Below are 16,484 nucleotides of genomic sequence, written 5' to 3'. Positions count from 1 at the left end.
CAGCCAACTCCCCACTCAGCACGTCCTGTCAACGACACGACCCATCAAGAAGACACGCCATCGCAGACCGCACATGACCAAGCACTACTAGTGCTGTGACCGGCAACGGGCTGACGGACCGGTGGCGCCCCGGAACGGAGACGCGAGCTCCGCGGTGCGGCCGGTCCCGTCGGGACACCCACGGCGATCGTCGCCGCCATCGGTCCTGACTATGCGTCAAAGTCCCTGCCGCAGGGCGCTTCAGCCCCGCCAGGACTTCGTGACCCGTCACAGGCCGGGGACCGCCGAGGCCCGCCGCTCCGTCTGCGATGCCGCGACGCGTCCGCCGTCTCCCGAGACGCGTTGCTCCGCGCCCGGTTCAGCAGCTCGACGGATTCTCGTGCCGTGACGGCGTTGACGCAGTCGGCTGCCGTCGAGTGGAGTGGCCGCGACACATCCGACGCCCACGGCGGGAGACCGTGCAGAAGCAGGTCACGACCGCCCGTCGAGGGCCACGCCACCACCGGGGGCTTCACCGGCCAGCAGGGCGACGAGTCGCTCCGCCTGTTCGCGGCGGCCCGGTGTGCCGTCCCAGCTCGTCATCAGGAGATGGTGGATGGTGCCGACCAGGGCGAGCGCGATCGAGGCGGCATCGATGGAGGCCCCGAGTCTGCCGAGCCGGATCTCGGCGTCCAGGTAGTCGGTGATCGAATCCTGGATCGCCGCGAAGCCCGGTGCGCCCGCCACCAGCGCCTCACGGATGCGCAGGGAGGTGGCCGGGCGCGTCATGGCCAGGCCGGCGACCGCGGGATCCAGGGAATCGAGCAGTGCGAACGCGACCGCGCCGAGGTTCTCGGCGATGGTGGCCAGGCCGGCCCGTCCGTGGAGTTCGGCGGCCTGTCGCGCGCTGCGTGCGAACCGGTCCAGGACCAGCTCGGCGACAAATTCGTCCAGGCCGTCGAAGTGCTTGTGCAGCATGCCCTTGGCACAGCCCGCCTCAGTGGTGATGGCTCTGCTCGTCAATGCGGCCGGGCCTTCACGGGCCAGAATCCGCACTGCGGCGTCGAAGAGCCGCTCGCGAACATCGGGAATCGCTACTCCGCGCGGTGACATGGGTCCTCTCCTGGTACGAGTCCGCGGCGCACCCCTCGGCCGACAAAGGGGATTGCCAGTATGGGCATCCGCCCATACTGTTTGGGCGAGCGCCCATTCTAGTCCGGGGCGGCGTGCCCGGCAGGGACCGTGCAACAGGAGCCATGTCCAACAGGGGGTAGTCACATGCGTGTCGTCAACACCGCACAGGCGCAGGCCTGGAACGGTCACGAAGGAGACCACTGGGCCCGGAACCAGGAGCGTTGGGATGCCGTGAACGGGGGCTTCGACCAACTGCTGATCGCCGCCGCATCCATCGCGGAGCACGACCGGGTCCTCGACATCGGCTGCGGAACCGGCTCCACGACGCGACTGGCCGGCCGACACGCACGTCGTGGCACGGCCTCGGGGTTCGATCTGTCGGCGCCGATGCTGGCGCGGGCCCGCGAGAGCGCCCGGCGCGAGGGTTCGGCCAACGTGAGCTTCGAGCAGGCCGACGCCCAGGTCCACGACTTCGCGTCCCACGCGTACGACGTCGCGATCAGCCGGTTCGGAGTGATGTTCTTCGCCGATCCCGTCGGTGCCTTCGCCAACATCGCTCGCGCACTGCGCCCCGGCGGCCGCCTGGCGTTCGTCTGCACCGCCGAGGCCGAGGCCAACGAATGGCTGCGGGCCCTCGCGGAGTTGCACGACATCCTGCCCATCGGGGGCTTCGGTTCACCCGGCAGCCCCGGCATGTTCTCCCTCGCCTCCCCGGAGAGCACCCGCGAGGTGCTGGCGTCCGCCGGATTCGAGCACATCGACACGGCACGCGTGGAGGCGTACGGGACGTGGGGCCGCGACGGGGAGGACGCGGCCGACTTCCTGCTGGACTCGGGCCCCGGACGTCATCTGACGAGCCAGGTCGACGAGGACGCCCGGATCCGCGCCCGCCGGAAGCTCACCGGCATCCTGCGCACGCACGAGAGGGACGGAGCGGTGCGCATGCGCAGCACCGCCTGGCTCGTCACCGCCGACCGCCCGAACTGACCGGCCTCGCGCGGCGGTCCCGATCGCGACGGCCCGGGACACCTTCGGCAAAGGGTGGGCCGAGGGCGGGTGCGCCCCTCACGGGCCGGGCTCGTCGAAGAGCAGACCGAGTGCCACGGCGCGATAGTGGCGCACGTGCGCCAGCGCGAGCCGGGCCGCCGCCTCCGCGTCGGAGGCGGCGATGGCCTCGTACAGGGCGCGGTGCTCCTCCCACACCGAATGCGGGTCGTCGATCTGCTGGAAGAGCCAGCGCATCCGGCCCTCCAGGGGTTCGAGCGCCGAGGCGAGCAGGTCATTGCCGGCGATCTCGATGATGTGATGGTGAAAGGCCGTGTTGGAGCGGGAGATCCGGTCGGCCCGGCCCGACCTGGTGGCTTTGCGGGCACTCTCCAACAGCCGCTCCAGGCGCTGCACCTGCGCGGGCAGCGCGCGCTCGGCCGCCCGGCGGGCCGCCAGCACCTCAAGGGCCTCGCGCAGGTCGAAGAGGTTGAGCACGTCCTGATGCGACAGTTCACGCACGACGATGCGGCGCGGCGAGAGCGCCTGCAGGAAACCCTCACTGAGCAGGACCCGGATCGCCTCACGTACGGGAATGCGCGAGACGCCGAACTCCTCCGCGACCTCGCGCTCCACCAGCCTGTCGCCGGGTTTGAGCCGCCCCGCGATGATCCTGTCGCGGATTCCCTCGCACACCTGGTCACGCAACCATGCGCCGCCGCCGTTCGCCGGTGCCGCCTCGCGCTCTGTCACGTGTCGCCCCCGTGTCCCACCTGCAAAGAAGTCCTCACGGTATACCAAACCCTTGACGCGAGGCCGCCCCGTACTCATTCTTTGGTATGCCATAACGAGTAACGGGCACGTCAGGAGCTCACGCATCTGTCAACGCCTGTGTTCACGCACCCCTGCCAACGCACGGTCCTCAGCTCGACGTCAGCCCCTGCATCCGTCATCGCCAGCCGAATCGAGGGTCCCGCCATGTCGTCGTCCCCGCCTCCGCCCGAGACCGCCCGCTCGACGAGAACCGCTCCGCCGCCCAGCAGGACGGGCCCCGACCCACGTCCCACACGTACACGTTGGAAGGTCTTCGTCCTTCTTCTCGGCATCGTCGCGCTGAACTACATCGACCGCGGTTCCGTCTCCGTGGCACTGCCGCTGATCACCAAGGATCTGCACCTGTCCAAGGAGGTCACCGGGTTCGTGCTCAGCGCGTTCTTCTGGACCTACGCGTTGATGCAGATACCGGCGGGCAAGCTCATCGACCGGTTCGGGCCGCGCCGGATGGCGGGGGGTGCCTGCGTCGGCTGGGGGCTCGCCACCTCTCTCACCGCCGCCTCCACCGGGGTCGGTTCACTGCTCGGCTACCGGCTGCTGCTCGGTGTGGTCGAAGCACCGGTGATGCCGGCCGGCGGCAAGCTCAACGCGCAGTGGCTGCCCGCACGTGAACGCGGACGCGGCGCCGTTCTGATGGACGGCGGGGCGCCGCTGGGTTCGGCACTCGGCGGCATCGCGATCTCGGGACTGATCACCTGGACGGGCAGCTGGCGGGCCAGCTTCGTCGTCGCGGGAGCGGTGACGGTCGGCGTCGGCCTGTTCGCCCTCCGATACCTGCGCGACACCCCCCGCGCGCACCGCTCCGTCAATGCCGCCGAACTCGCCCACATCGAGCGCGCACACGCCGAGGAGGATGCGGCGAGCCCGGTCGCCGACGAGCCGGCCCGGCTCGTCGCCTACCTCAAGTACCGGTCTTTCTGGGGAATGTGCCTGGGCTGGATGGGGTTCAACGGCGTCTTCTACGGCGTGCTGACCTGGGGACCGCTCTATCTCTCCGAGACCAAGGGCTTCGACATCAAGACCATCGGCTGGTCGACGCTGGTGATCTTCGGTGCCGGTTTCGTCGGTGAGCTGTTCGGCGGCTGGCTCGCCGACCGCTGGCGGGCACGGGGCGTCCACGCCAACACGGTCATGCGCACCATGATGGGCGTCGCCGGTGCGGCCGTCGTCGCGGGCCTGCTCGGGGTCGTCCTCGTACCCGATGCCCTGACGGCCGTACTCCTGCTGTCGGTCGTGCTGTTCTTCCTGCGCTGGGCCGGCCTGTACTGGATGCTCCCCTCCGTTCTGGGCGGGCGCTGCAACGCCGGCGTGGTGGGCGCCGCCATGAACCTCTCCGGCAACATCGCCGGCATCGTCACACCGATCGCGGTCGGCTTCATCGTCGGCGGCACCGGCTCCTACACCTGGGCGCTCCTGTACTTCGTCGGCGCCGGGGCCCTGTTCACCGCTTCGTCCCTTGTCATCGACTACTCCCGGAGGCTTGCCGTCCGATGATCGACCCGTCCCTGACCGAGCGCACACGTCCGATACGGCTCGGCATGCTCACCCCGTCGTCCAACACCTGTCTGGAACCGGTGACCTACGGCCTGCTCGGCACCGACACCACCCGCTTCACGGCTCACTTCGCCCGTGTCCCCGTCACCCGGATCGCGCTCGACGCCGGAAGCGACGCCCAGTTCGACACCGGTCCGATGCTGGCGGCGGCCCGTCAGCTCGCCGACTCCAAGGTCGATGTCATCGCCTGGAACGGCACATCCGGCTCCTGGCTCGGGCCGGCCCGGGACCGCGCGCTGGCCGAGGCGATCACCGCCGGGACCGGCGTTCCCGCCACCACTTCGACGCTTGCCCTGCTGGACGCCTGCGCCGCGTACGGGGTGACACGCCTCGGGCTCGCGCTGCCCTACACCCGGGACGTGTGCGAGCGGATCGTGGAGACGTATGCGAAGGAGGCCGGTCTGGAGTGCTTCCTCGCCGAGCCGTTCGGCCAGGACGACAACGAGGCCTTCGCACGGATCCCGGCCGCCGATGTCGCCCGTCAGATCGAGGAAGCGGCGGTGACGGCGGTGGACGGCGCCGTGCACGCCGTCGCCGTCGTCTGCACCAACGTGAACGGCGCGTTCGAGGCCCCCCGTCTCGAACGGAGTCTGGGCGTCCCGGTGTTCGACTCGGTGGCGGCCACCCTGTGGAAGGCCCTGGATCTCGCGGGCGCCACCGCACTGCCGGGCCGTGGCACGCTGCTGCACACGGGAAGCCCGCGTGCCCGGATCCAGGAGACGCTGGAGGCGTTGCTGACGGCGACCGGTGCGGACCGCACCACCTTCCGCATCGACCTGCCCGCGCTCGGACTGCACGTGGACCTCACCGCGGGTGAGGTATGCGGCCCCGGCGTCCGCTCCATCCGCCGCGACGCGTCCCTCGACCAGAGGCGTCTCGACACCGTCCGGTGGCTGGCGGAGCACCGCCGCCCTCTCGTCCAGCCGCGGTTCACCGCCGAGCCGCTTCCGCCGCGTGCGCTGACCGAGGTGTACGGCGTACAGGCCCAGGTGCTCGTTCCCGTACCGGCGCCGGGTGACGACGCCCTCACCGGCTGGATCTCCCTGCACAGCCTGAGCGAGCGCTCCTGGAGCGACGCGGACGTCGCACACGCCACCGCGGCGGCGACCCGGCTCTCCGCCGTCCTCGGCCGGTTCACCGGAACATCCCACTGAAGAGGAGAAACGCCACCATGCCCAAGGACATCCGGATAGCCCTCGGTGTCGATGTCGACGCGGTCGCCGGCTGGCTCGGCAGCTACGGCGGCGAGGACTCCCCCAACGACATTCAACGCGGTGTCTTCGCCGGTGAGATCGGCACGCCACGTCTGCTCAAGCTCTTCGAGCGCCGCGGGATCCGCACGAGCTGGTTCGTCCCCGGCCACTCCATCGAGACGTTCCCCGAGCAGACCCGGATGATCGTCGAGGCGGGGCACGAGATCGGTGCGCACGGGTACTCGCACGAGAATCCCATCGCGATGTCCCCGCAGCAGGAGGAGGACGTCCTCGCCAGGTCGGTCGAGCTGATCGAGCAGTTCACCGGGCGCAGGCCCAAGGGGTACGTCGCACCGTGGTGGGAGATGTCGGAGTCGACGGCTGCTCTGTTGCACAAGTACGGCTTCAGTTACGACCATTCGCAGAACTACCGCGACTTCACCCCCTTCTACGCCCGGGTCGGCGACTCCTGGACGAAGATCGACTACTCCGGCGAGGCGAAGGACTGGATGAAGCCCCTCATCCACGGTCGCGAGGTCGACCTGGTCGAGTTCTGCGGCAACTGGTACGTCGACGACCTGCCGCCGATGATGTTCAACAAGCACGCCCACAACAGCCACGGCTATGTCTCGCCGCGCGCCCTGGAGCAGGACTGGAAGGACCAGTTCGACTGGGTGCACCGGGAGCTGGACTATGCGGTGATCCCGGTGACGCTGCACCCGGACGTCTCCGGGCGCCCGCAGGTCCTGCTGATGCTGGAGCGGTTCATCGACTACGTCTCCGGACACGAGGGCGTGTCGTTCGTGACGCTGGAGGACGCGGCGGACGACTTCCGCCGCCGCTTCCCGTTCGAGGGAGAGGAGCGGCCGGCCGACATGCGCTGAGGTACGGCGGCATCCGGCGCCCCTTCTCCGGCCGCCTCGAAGAGGGGGCCACGGCTGCTGTCGGCGCGCGCCGTCGCTCGGATGCCGATACCGCTGTGACGTTCGATACCGCGCCCGTCACACACCGCGATGGAGCCGCCCGTCGGCGCGGCAGCGGGGGCGGTGCCGATTCCCGTATCCGCGCGCTGCCGGAAGGCCGGTGACGCGGTTCGACGCCGAAGTCCGGCGCCGCCGTGCCGGTCGCCGAACGACGGCCCCTGCGGCGCGGCTCGGTCCCGGCGAATGCACGGCGGGGTCCTTTGGCCGAGTCGTGCCTGGTCCGCGGGCGGTGCACTGTGGAAGACGTGGGCCTCAGTGAACGGTTTACGGATCTGCGAGAACCATGGCGGCCGAGCCATGTGCTGCTGGCGATTCCCGTCGCGCTCATCGTCGTGATCGCCACAGTGGACATCCTCGCCCCGCAGGACATCCGTCTGGGACCGCTGCTGGTCATCGCGCCGGCGCTCACCGCCTCGTTCGCCGGCGCGCTCCCGACCGGGGGCATCGGCCTCCTGGCCGTGGCGGCCCAGGCGTACATCGGTCGGCACATCGGCGTGCTGTCCTCCCGGAGCATGGTGGTGCAGATCGTCGCTCTCGCTCTGCTCTCGGCGCTGACGGTGTTCTTCGCCCTGATACGCGAGCGGCGTGGACGGGAGCTGGCGCGCGTGCGGTCGGTGGCCGAAGCCGCACAGCGCGTCCTGCTGTGGCCGCTCCCGGACCGGATCGGCCCCTTGCGGATCGCCTCGCTGTACCTGGCGGCGGAGGACGAGGCCCTGATCGGCGGAGACCTGTACGCGGCCACCCGGACCGGGGGTGGAACGCGGGTGATGATCGGGGACGTGAGGGGCAAGGGCCTGGCCGCCGTCGGAGAGGCCGCCCTCCTGCTCGGCGCCTTCCGCGAGACCGCCCACCAGCACACCGGTCTGCCCGAACTCGCCGCCGCCCTCGAACGGAGCGTCGCGCGCTACGAGGACGACTTCGAGTCCCGGGAGGCGACCGGGGAGTGCTTCGTCACCACGCTGCTCCTGGAGATCCCCGACAAGGACCACGTCGTCCGCATGACCAGCTGCGGGCACCCCGCACCCCTGCTCCTGGGCCCGGGGCGTTCGGTCAGAATGCCGAGTCTGCGCCCGGCACCCCCGCTGGGGGTCGGCTGCATGGGGCCGACCGGCTACGCCTTGGACGCGTTCCCCTTCGAGGACGGTGACACCCTCCTCCTCTACACCGACGGCATCACCGAGGCACGTGACCGGGGCGGGGAATTCTACCCGTTCACGGAACGGGCCGCGCGATGGACGGAGAGCTCACCGGAGGCGCTCCTGAACCATCTGCGACGCGACCTCTTCGCCCACGTCGGCGGGCGTCTGGGCGACGACGCGGCGCTCGTCGCGATCCACCGCGACCCCACCCCGCCCCGTCACGGACGCCGTCCCACAAGCGCCAACCGCCCCGACGGCCTCCGCCACAGCCACGGAGCGACCGGTCCACGGCGTTGACCGGCGTGGACCGGCACACGCGGTGACCGGGGACGCGCCGGCCACCCCGGGGCGGGCGACACCTCTGCCGTCCCGGGGAGCACATCCGCCACGGAGTCCCCCGGACGTCGCACACGTGACCGAGCCACCCCAACCAGACATTCATGATCGCTTCATCGGGTGGTCGATCGGACCCCACCGCGGCCTGGCGCGCACCACCTGACGTCTTCGGTTCAGACCGGTTATGAACCCGTTACATGACCGGACCAGAAACCCGGGACCGCATTTCCCGGGCCGGAGAACAGGGACCCCCGTGAGACTCACCCCTCTCGTGATCGCCGCAACGTCCGTCGCGCTCGTCTCCCCGACCGCCGCGCAAGCCCACTCCCCCGGCGCCGACACCCCCGCCGCGCCCGGCGTCAGCGTCCCGGGCGGACGGTACGAGCATGCGGTGGAGCTGAGGTTCCGGGCCGAGCGCGGGACCACCGTGCGCTACACGCTGGACGGTACGACCCCGACCCGCGACAGTAGCGTCCACTCGCCCGGCCGCCCGCTGCGGATCAAGAAGGACACCAACGTCACGGCCGTGGCCTTCCGCGGCGGGCAGAGCAGCGTCCCGGTGTCCTACGGCTATCTGATCAAATCCCGGGAGAAGCCGCTCGCCCGCCTCGTCGTCATGTCCGATGTGCATGTCGGCAGCCACGCGAGCGCCGACAAGAAGTACGAGAGCTTCTTCGACACCATCGGATCGATCTTCCCGCAGCCGGACGCGATCCTGTCCAACGGCGACATGATCAACGACAACGGCGACGGCAAGGGCCCCGACCACAGGATCGTCTCCGAGATCTTCCAGGCCAACCTCGCACGCAAGGGCATGACCGACACCCGGCTGCTGATCTCCAACGGCAACCACGACGCGAGCCTCGCGGCGATACGGTCCGGATACCCCCGGGCGTGGTTCCCCGACTCGGGCGGCGGCTACTACGAGTCGGAGGTGAAGGGCCTGCACATCCTCACGGTCAACACCGAGACGTACGACTCCGACACCGCCCAGCGCACCTGGCTGAAGCAGCGGCTCGCCGCGATCACCGCCGACCCGGCCCACGCGGGCAAGCCCGTCCTGGTCCAGGGGCACCGTCCCACCACCGGAACGACCATGGACGGACAGCAGGCTTCCAACCCGCGGCTCGCGGAGGATCTGAGCGCCTTCCCGCAGACCGTCCTCTTCTCGGGCCACTCCCACCTGAACATCAACGACGACCGATCCATCCATCAGCGCGACTTCACCTCGGTCAACGACGGCTCGATGTCCTACGTCGAGATCGATCACGGCTACCAGATGGTCACCGAGGACGGCCTCGCCAACCGCTTCGAGTCGCCGACCGCACAGGCACTCTTCGTGGAGGTCCACAAGGACCGTACGGAGATCGCGCGGGTGAACATGGCCGCGGACAAGCACGACATCTACACCGGTGGCCAGTGGTCGGCGAGCCGGCAGCCGCCGTACGCCAGCGCGGGCACCCTGAGCGGCGCCACCTGGACCGTACGTCTCAAGGGCTCGACGAGCGGGCAGATCAAGGACAATTTCCGCTACACGGACGCCGAACGCAACACGGTGGCGCCGCAGTTCACCACCCGTCGGCCGCTGTCCCGGGTGAACGACGCGGAGGGCGGCACCGCGCTGCGGATCACGCAGGCCGAGGACGACCAGATGGTGCACCACTACGACGTCGACACCACCGACGCGGCCACGGGCGCCTCGGTCGTCTCGTCCAAGATCCTCTCGGACTTCTACTTCGCGCCCCGGCCGAACACCCTCGACATCCCGGTGCCCGGCGCGGCCGAGGGCGGGCGGTACGCGGCGCGGGTCGTCGCCGTCGACGCGTACGGCAACGCCTCCCCGGCCGCTTCGCTGACGTTCCGCAAGTAGCGCGGCCGGGACCGGGCGGCTCCCTCCCTGGGGTGCCGTCCGGTCCCTGTCCTTGCCGGGTGGGTCAGGTCGCGTCGGGATCGACCGCGGCCCGGCCCCTGGCCCGCCTGCCGACGACCGCTGCCGCCGCGACCGCGCTGCCCGCGAAGGCGAGGGCGACCGTCCAGGGCTGGTTGAAGCTGTGCCGGGTGGCATGGTCGACGGAGTACCGGCCGGGTCCGGTCAGGCCGATCGCCGCCGCGGTGAAGCCGAGGAAGGCCGGGTACTCGTAGCCGCCGCCCTGTGCGAAGAATCCGGCGGGTGCGTGGACGGCCACGGCGCCCGCCATCGCCCCCGCCGCTGCCGCGCCCGCCGCCGGGGTGGCGAGGCCGAGGGCCAGCAGCGCGCCGCCGCCCGCCTCGCCGAGCCCGGCGGCGACCGCGCTGTACTTCGGCGGATGGAAGCCCATGGCCTCCATCGCGGCGGTGGTTCCTTCGATGCCTCCTCCGCCGAACCAGCCGGCCAGCTTCTGGGTGCCGTGCGCGGCCAGTACCGCGCCGGTACCGACGCGCAGGACGAGCAGGCCGAGATCACGCCGGTCGAGGCAGGCCATGGGAGCCTCCGCAAGGGTTCGGGGGGAGCGGCTCGGACGCCCCGCCCCACGCCGTGGCGGCGGGTGCCGCGTTTCCACTCTCGGTGGCAGGGAGCGCCGATGTGCCCTGGTGTTACGCCGTCCGGGGGACGGCCCCCATGCGCGGCTCTGTAACGCACGCCATTTTGCAACTTGTTGCATAATGACCTTCGGGTGGTCTACAACTGGCGCAACGACACTGCGCGAGGAGCCCCGCATGAGCCCGTACCCGAATCTGCTGAGCCCGCTCGACCTCGGGTTCACCACCCTCCCCAACCGGGTGCTGATGGGGTCGATGCACATCGGTCTGGAGGAGGTGGAGCGGGGCTTCGAGCGGATGGCCGCCTTCTACGCGGAACGTGCCCGGGGCGGCGTGGGCCTGATGGTCACCGGTGGTATCGCCCCGAACGCGCGGGCCTGTTCCTTCCCCGGCGGTGCCAAGATGACCGACGAGGCGGAGGCCGAGCAGCATGCGCCGGTCACTGCCGCCGTCCATGAGGCCGGCGGCCGGATCGCCATGCAGATCCTGCATTTCGGCCGGTACGCGCACCATCCCGAGCTGGTGGCGCCGAGCGCGATCCAGGCTCCGATCAGCGCCTTCACTCCGCACGCCCTTGACGACGACGAGGTCGAGGAGACCATCGAGGACTTCGCCAGGGCGGCGGAGCTCGCGCGGCACGCCGGTTACGACGGTGTCGAGATCATGGGTTCCGAGGGCTATCTGATCAATGAGTTCATCGCCACCGCGACCAATCGGCGCACCGACCGCTGGGGCGGCTCGTACGAGAACCGCATCCGGTTCCCCGTCGAGATCGTGCGCCGGGTCCGTGAGCGGGTCGGCATCGACTTCATCCTCATCTACCGGCTCTCCATGCTGGATCTGGTCCCCGGCGGTTCCTCCCTGGAGGAGGTCGTGCGGCTCGCCCGCGAGATCGAGGCGGCCGGAGCGGACATCATCAATACGGGGATCGGCTGGCACGAGGCCCGGATCCCCACCATCGCCACTTCCGTGCCCCGCGGCGCCTACACCTGGGTCACCGAGCGGGTGCGCGACGCAGTCTCCGTACCGCTGGTGACGAGCAACCGCATCAACACGCCCGAGGTCGCCGAGGAGATCCTCGCCTCGGGACGGGCGGACATGGTGTCGATGGCCCGGCCGTTCCTCGCCGACCCCGATTTCGTCGTCAAGGCGGCCGAGGGCCGCGCCGAGGCGATCAACACCTGCATCGGCTGCAACCAGGCCTGCCTGGACCACGTCTTCAGCGGCCGGGTCACCTCCTGCCTGGTCAATCCGCGCGCCTGCCACGAGACCGAGCTCATCCTGTCGCCGACGCGCACCGTCAAGCGGGTGGCGGTCGTCGGTGCCGGGCCGGCCGGTCTCGCGTGCGCCGTCTCGGCCGCCGAGCGCGGGCACCGGGTGACGCTCTTCGACGCCGCGGAGGAGATCGGCGGCCAGCTCGACGTGGCGCGCAGGGTTCCCGGCAAGGAGGAGTTCAACGAGACGCTGCGCTACTTCCGTACCCGGCTCGCGGAGGAGAAGGTCGAGCTGCGGCTCGGTACGCGGGTCACGGCCGATGCGCTCGACGGCTACGACGAGGTCGTCCTCGCCACCGGTGTCACGCCCCGCTCCCCGGCCGTACCGGGCCTGGACCACCCCAGCGTGGTCGGCTACCTCGACGTCCTGCGTGGCGGGGCAGAGGTCGGTGAGCGGGTCGCGATCATCGGGGCGGGCGGTATCGGCTTCGACGTCGCCGAGTTCCTGACCGACTCGGGGGAGGCCGCGAGCCTCGACCCCGAGGTGTTCTTCCGGCAGTGGGGCGTCGACACCGACTACCGCGACCGGGGCGGTCTGCGTGCCCCTGAACGCCCGAGGACGCCACGCACCGTGCACCTGATCCAGCGCAGGACCAGCAAGGTCGGTGCCGGGTTGGGCAGGACGACCGGGTGGATCCACCGCACCGAGCTGCGGCACCGCGGCGTCACGATGATCGCGGGCGCCGCCTACGACCGGATCGACGACGACGGACTGCACCTCACCGTCGACGGCGAACAGCGTCTCCTGCCGGTCGACACGGTGGTGCTCTGCGCGGGCCAGGAACCGCGTCGTGAGCTGTACGAGGAGCTCGTCGCCGCGGGCCGCTCGGCGCATCTGATCGGCGGCGCCGACGTGGCCGCCGAGCTGGATGCCAAGCGCGCGATCCGCCAGGGCACGGAGCTCGCGGCCTCGCTCTGACAGATCCGAAACGCCCATGGCCCGGGGAGCTGCCGTCGGCCCGGCCCCTCCGTCATGGGGCCGCCGCCCGGCCGTCCTTAGGATGCACCCCATGTCACTCCCGCACGCGATCCTCACCGCCCTGCTCGAAAAGCCGTCGTCGGGGCTGGAGCTGACCCGTAGGTTCGACCGGTCGATCGGCTACTTCTGGTCCGCAACGCACCAACAGATCTACCGCGAGCTGGGGAAGCTGGAGCAGGCGGGGCAGATCCGGGCACTGCCGTCGAAGCAGCCCTCCCGTGGGCAGAAGAAGGAGTACGAGGTGCTGCCTGCGGGCCGGGAGGCGTTGTCCGCGTGGGTGGCCCGTTCCGAGGACCCCAAGCAGATCCGCGATCCGCTGCTGCTGCGGATGCGGGCGGCCGCGGTCGTCGGAGCGCCCGGCCTCGATGCGGAGCTGCGCCGTCATCTGGGGCTGCACCGACGGCAGTTGGCGGAGTATCTGGAGATCGAGAAGCGGGACTTCCCGCCCGAGCGGAATTCCGACGAGGACCGGCTACGGCATCTGGTGCTGCGCGGCGGCATCGATCTGGAGAACTTCTGGATCGGCTGGCTGACCCGGGCGCTGGCCCCGGGCGGGGACCGGATGCCGGATCCGCCGGGCCAGGAAGACCGGATCCGCCGGTCCGTCGGCCGTCCCGACGAGTGAGCGGGGCTCGCGCGTGACGGGTCGGTGTGTGGATGGATTCCGTACATGACGCCCCGGCCGGTGAATGTCACGTCGCCGCGATTCGTCACCGGCGGCCGAGCCGCTTCGGCGCGTCACGGTCCGCCCACCGGGGTCCCGCCCAGTTCGGGGCGCAGCACCGGCTGCTCCAGCGGCACCCGGCTCCCGATCACCACGCGCGACGGTGATCCTGCCGCGGACTTCGGATCGGGCGCGGCCGGGCCGGCGACGGCCAGGGGCTGTGCCCGGGCCTGCGCACGGCTGAGCAGAATCACCCCCCGTACCGCCGCGACCGTGCCGAGCAGCGCCGGGACCAGGCCGATCGTGCCGCCCTGGAGGCGTTCGCCGAGCAGGGCCAGGCCGATGGCCGCCGCAGCCACCGGATTGGCGAGGGTGACGACGGCCAGTGGCGCACCCAGACCGCCCCGGTAGGCGGTCTGGGAGAGCAGCAGCCCGCCCATCGCGAACGTGGAGACGAGGAGGGCGACGATCACCAGATGCCGGCTGAACAGTGGGCCGGTGTGGTCGGCGACGGAGACGGTCAGGGTCTGGGTGAGCGCCGAGGCGACTCCCGAGGTGATGCCGGAGGCCGCCGCGTGCCGCAGCCCTGGGCGTGTCCCCGGGCGGCTCAGTCCGGCGACGACAGCCATGGTTCCGGCCCCGACGGCCAGTGCTTCGGGGAGGCTGAGCGTCTCGTGCGGGGCGGTGCCGCCCGCGGTGATCAACAGGGCACCGAGCCCGAGCAGGGTCAGGATCGTGCCGCGCCATTCGATGCGGGTGACCCGGCGTCCGGCGGTCCTGGCACCCAGCGGGACGGCCGCGACCAGGGTGAGGGCGCCGAGCGGCTGGACGAGTGTGAGCGGCCCGTACTTGAGTGCCGCGACGTGCAGCAGCGCGCCGCCCGCGTTCAGTGCGACCGCCGACCACCAGGCGCCCCGCCCGAGCAGCCTCAGGACCCCGGCGTCCGGCTCGGTGCGCCCGGCGAGCCGGGCCTGCGCCACCGCGGCCGAGGCATACGCGGCGGCGGAGACCAGGGACAGCGCGACGGCGATCAGGGTGGCGTTCATCGCCGCGCTCCGGACGACGCGTACGAGGACGCGGGGTGGGCCCGCGGTGGGGTGTACGCGGTCGGCGGGGCGGGATCGGCGGGGTGCGGCAGGACCGTCGACGTGGGCGCACTCACGGTGGAAGGCCATGGGACGTGGGCCCGTACCGGCTCCGCGCGCCGCAGGGGCAACGCGGCGAAAGCCACCGCGAGAAGCGCGGAGACCACGATCGAGTCGAGCCAGTAGTGGTTGGCCGTGCCGACTATCACCAGCAGGGTGACGAGCGGATGCAGAAGCCACAGCCAGCGCCACCGGCTGCGGGTGGCGACGATCAGCCCCACGGCGACCATCACCGCCCAGCCGAAGTGCAGCGAGGGCATCGCGGCGAACTGGTTGGCCATCGAGTCGGTCGCCGGCGTCGCTCCGTACACCGTCGGCCCGTACACCTGGCCGGTGTCGACGAGACCTGCGGCGGCCAGCAGCCGCGGCGGGGCGAGCGGGAACAGCAGATGGAGAGCGAGCGCGGCACCGGTGAGCGCGGCGAGGATGCGGCGCGACCAGACGTAGTGGCGCGCGCGGCGCCAGTACAGCCACACGAGGAAGAGCAGCGTGGCCGGAAAGTGCACGGTCGCGTAGTAGGTGTTCGCGAGGTGGGTCAGCGTCTCGTCGTGGAGCAGCAGATTCTGCACCGCGCCTTCGCCCGGCAGGTGCAAGGACCGTTCGAGGTCCCAGACGTTGCCCGCGTTGCGGTACGCCTCCTCGACATGACCGTTCGCGGCCTGCCGGCCGAGCTTGTAGATCACGAAGAGTCCCACGACGAGAAGAAGCTCGCGGAGGAGGGGCGGTCGGGCAGTACTGTCCGGCTCCCGACCTGCGGGCTCGCTACCGGCGTACCTCATCCGGTGCCCCTTTGCTGACGAAGCGGTGTTGCGGAGGCAGGGCTCAGCCCGTGCCATATCGATACGCCAGTGTACCGATACGCGAACGTATCGGTACACGTGCGTTTCGGTACACTGGCGTATCGATGAACCTCGTCGCAGAATCGCTGAGAGGGAAAACGCATGTCGCCGCAGGAAGCCGCGCAGGAACCGGCACACACGCCCCGCCGCTCGAAGATCACGCCGGAGCGGGCGCAGGAGTTCTACACGGCCGTGCTCGACATGCTGAGGGAGTCCGGCTACGAGGCCCTCACGATGGAAGGGGTCGCCTCGCGCACACGCTGCGGCAAGTCCACCCTCTACCGGCAGTGGGGCTCCAAGCCCGAACTGGTCGTGGCGGCACTCCACGGCACCCGGCGGGCAGTGCTGCCCGACATCGACACCGGCACACTGGCAGGGGATCTGCGCGAGGCGGCACGGGCCATCGGCGCGGGATCGGGCCGCGACACCCCACTGATGCACGCGCTCAGCCATGCCGCACTGCAGAGTCCCGAGCTGCTGTGCGCGCTGCGTGAGGCACTGATCGTGCCGGAGATCGCGGCGATCGACGCAATGGTCCGGCGCGGCGCGGAGCGCGGCGAGATCCCGGCGGACACCCCGGCGGCGGAGTTCGTCTCCGCGCAGTTGCTGGGCGTGATGCGCGCTCGTCCGCTGCTGGAGGGGAAGTACGCGGACGAGGCCTATCTCACCCGCTTCGTGGAGAACGCCGTCCTCCCCGCACTTGGACTGGACGCGTCCGCACCCCAGTGACCCGAAAGACGTGGGTCGCCGTCCGAGCGGATGACGACGACCCGCTCGCGCCGCACCGTGGGGACGGGGGCGGCGCACCATCCGGGCGGGGGGGGGGGGGGGGCCGCGGCCCCCCCCCCCCCCCCCCCCCCACAACCAACCCCCCCCCCCCCCCCCCCCCCCCCCCCCCCCCCCCCCCACCCCCCCCCCCCCCCCTAC

The 16,484-nt window shown here is 70.9% G+C and carries 14 protein-coding genes; 9 read left to right on the top strand and 5 right to left on the bottom strand.

The genetic code is table 11. The features are described 5' to 3' along the window. Positions 1 to 471: 471 nt before the first annotated feature. Positions 472 to 1,092: a TetR family transcriptional regulator gene (locus ACIOHC_RS39695; RefSeq protein ID WP_351081502.1), complete on the bottom strand. Its 621-nt coding sequence runs from the start codon at positions 1,090 to 1,092 to the stop codon at positions 472 to 474. Positions 1,093 to 1,257: 165 nt separating this feature from the next. Here ACIOHC_RS39695 and ACIOHC_RS39690 point away from each other — a divergent pair, with 165 nt between their 5' ends. Then, entirely contained in the window at positions 1,258 to 2,100 is an 843-nt protein-coding gene (locus ACIOHC_RS39690) for a methyltransferase domain-containing protein (protein ID WP_351081504.1), read from the top strand. Positions 2,101 to 2,178: 78 nt separating this feature from the next. On the opposite strand, the gene ACIOHC_RS39685 is transcribed toward ACIOHC_RS39690, so the two are convergent. Beyond that, positions 2,179 to 2,850: a GntR family transcriptional regulator gene (locus ACIOHC_RS39685; RefSeq protein ID WP_351081506.1), complete on the bottom strand. Its 672-nt coding sequence runs from the start codon at positions 2,848 to 2,850 to the stop codon at positions 2,179 to 2,181. Positions 2,851 to 3,075: 225 nt separating this feature from the next. Here ACIOHC_RS39685 and ACIOHC_RS39680 point away from each other — a divergent pair, with 225 nt between their 5' ends. The 5 genes from ACIOHC_RS39680 (at position 3,076) to ACIOHC_RS39660 (ending at position 10,006) form a co-directional block, all read left to right on the top strand. Next, the gene (locus ACIOHC_RS39680; RefSeq protein WP_351081508.1) at positions 3,076 to 4,425 is read left to right on the top strand and encodes an MFS transporter; all 1,350 of its coding nucleotides are present in this window, start codon (positions 3,076 to 3,078) and stop codon (positions 4,423 to 4,425) included. Beyond that, on the top strand, positions 4,422 to 5,639 hold the full coding sequence (locus ACIOHC_RS39675; RefSeq protein WP_351081510.1) for an aspartate/glutamate racemase family protein: 1,218 nt from the start codon (positions 4,422 to 4,424) through the stop codon (positions 5,637 to 5,639). Before ACIOHC_RS39680 ends, ACIOHC_RS39675 begins: the two co-directional genes overlap by 4 nt. A 17-nt stretch (positions 5,640 to 5,656) precedes the next feature. Beyond that, positions 5,657 to 6,562, top strand: a complete 906-nt coding sequence (locus ACIOHC_RS39670) for a polysaccharide deacetylase (protein ID WP_351081512.1) — start codon at positions 5,657 to 5,659, stop codon at positions 6,560 to 6,562. 344 nt (positions 6,563 to 6,906) lie between these two features. After that, complete coding sequence (locus tag ACIOHC_RS39665) at positions 6,907 to 8,097, top strand: PP2C family protein-serine/threonine phosphatase (protein WP_351081514.1); 1,191 nt, start codon at positions 6,907 to 6,909, stop codon at positions 8,095 to 8,097. A gap of 292 nt (positions 8,098 to 8,389) precedes the next feature. Then, on the top strand, positions 8,390 to 10,006 hold the full coding sequence (locus tag ACIOHC_RS39660; RefSeq protein WP_351081516.1) for a chitobiase/beta-hexosaminidase C-terminal domain-containing protein: 1,617 nt from the start codon (positions 8,390 to 8,392) through the stop codon (positions 10,004 to 10,006). 64 nt (positions 10,007 to 10,070) lie between these two features. Here ACIOHC_RS39660 and ACIOHC_RS39655 read toward each other — a convergent pair whose 3' ends face one another. Continuing rightward, a complete protein-coding gene (locus ACIOHC_RS39655) occupies positions 10,071 to 10,598 on the bottom strand; it encodes a DoxX family protein (protein ID WP_351081518.1) in 528 nt (175 codons plus the stop codon). A gap of 235 nt (positions 10,599 to 10,833) precedes the next feature. Between ACIOHC_RS39655 and ACIOHC_RS39650 the strand changes: the two genes are divergently transcribed. Continuing rightward, positions 10,834 to 12,849, top strand: a complete 2,016-nt coding sequence (locus tag ACIOHC_RS39650) for an NADPH-dependent 2,4-dienoyl-CoA reductase (protein WP_351081520.1) — start codon at positions 10,834 to 10,836, stop codon at positions 12,847 to 12,849. A gap of 91 nt (positions 12,850 to 12,940) precedes the next feature. Then, a complete protein-coding gene (locus tag ACIOHC_RS39645; protein WP_351081522.1) occupies positions 12,941 to 13,534 on the top strand; it encodes a PadR family transcriptional regulator in 594 nt (197 codons plus the stop codon). A 113-nt stretch (positions 13,535 to 13,647) separates the two neighbouring features. Here ACIOHC_RS39645 and ACIOHC_RS39640 read toward each other — a convergent pair whose 3' ends face one another. Further along, a complete protein-coding gene (locus ACIOHC_RS39640; RefSeq protein ID WP_351081524.1) occupies positions 13,648 to 14,619 on the bottom strand; it encodes a DMT family transporter in 972 nt (323 codons plus the stop codon). After that, positions 14,616 to 15,497, bottom strand: coding sequence for a phosphatase PAP2 family protein (locus ACIOHC_RS39635; RefSeq protein WP_351081526.1), 882 nt, complete (start codon positions 15,495 to 15,497; stop codon positions 14,616 to 14,618). Before ACIOHC_RS39635 ends, ACIOHC_RS39640 begins: the two co-directional genes overlap by 4 nt. Positions 15,498 to 15,659: 162 nt before the next feature. On the opposite strand from ACIOHC_RS39635, the gene ACIOHC_RS39630 reads away from it, so the two are divergent. Next, positions 15,660 to 16,286, top strand: coding sequence for a TetR/AcrR family transcriptional regulator (locus tag ACIOHC_RS39630; RefSeq protein WP_351081528.1), 627 nt, complete (start codon positions 15,660 to 15,662; stop codon positions 16,284 to 16,286). Positions 16,287 to 16,484: the final 198 nt, after the last annotated feature.

Origin of the sequence: Streptomyces sp. NPDC088252 (assembly GCF_044740965.1) — a bacterium.
Classification (GTDB): domain Bacteria; phylum Actinomycetota; class Actinomycetes; order Streptomycetales; family Streptomycetaceae; genus Streptomyces.
The sequence above is the reverse complement of the archived record's forward strand: the minus strand, read 5'-3'. Positions and strand labels throughout refer to the sequence as shown.

Excerpts from the sequence above, each read along its gene's own strand:
- ACIOHC_RS39670 (WP_351081512.1), top strand. The coding sequence starts at position 5,657 with ATGCCCAAGGACATCCGGATAGCCCTCGGTGTCGATGTCGACGCGGTC.
- ACIOHC_RS39630 (WP_351081528.1), top strand. The coding sequence starts at position 15,660 with ATGTCGCCGCAGGAAGCCGCGCAGGAACCGGCACACACGCCCCGCCGC.
- ACIOHC_RS39695 (WP_351081502.1), bottom strand. The coding sequence starts at position 1,092 with ATGTCACCGCGCGGAGTAGCGATTCCCGATGTTCGCGAGCGGCTCTTC.
- ACIOHC_RS39635 (WP_351081526.1), bottom strand. The coding sequence starts at position 15,497 with ATGAGGTACGCCGGTAGCGAGCCCGCAGGTCGGGAGCCGGACAGTACT.
- ACIOHC_RS39690 (WP_351081504.1), top strand. The coding sequence starts at position 1,258 with ATGCGTGTCGTCAACACCGCACAGGCGCAGGCCTGGAACGGTCACGAA.
- ACIOHC_RS39675 (WP_351081510.1), top strand. The coding sequence starts at position 4,422 with ATGATCGACCCGTCCCTGACCGAGCGCACACGTCCGATACGGCTCGGC.
- ACIOHC_RS39655 (WP_351081518.1), bottom strand. The coding sequence starts at position 10,598 with ATGGCCTGCCTCGACCGGCGTGATCTCGGCCTGCTCGTCCTGCGCGTC.
- ACIOHC_RS39640 (WP_351081524.1), bottom strand. The coding sequence starts at position 14,619 with ATGAACGCCACCCTGATCGCCGTCGCGCTGTCCCTGGTCTCCGCCGCC.
- ACIOHC_RS39650 (WP_351081520.1), top strand. The coding sequence starts at position 10,834 with ATGAGCCCGTACCCGAATCTGCTGAGCCCGCTCGACCTCGGGTTCACC.
- ACIOHC_RS39645 (WP_351081522.1), top strand. The coding sequence starts at position 12,941 with ATGTCACTCCCGCACGCGATCCTCACCGCCCTGCTCGAAAAGCCGTCG.
- ACIOHC_RS39680 (WP_351081508.1), top strand. The coding sequence starts at position 3,076 with ATGTCGTCGTCCCCGCCTCCGCCCGAGACCGCCCGCTCGACGAGAACC.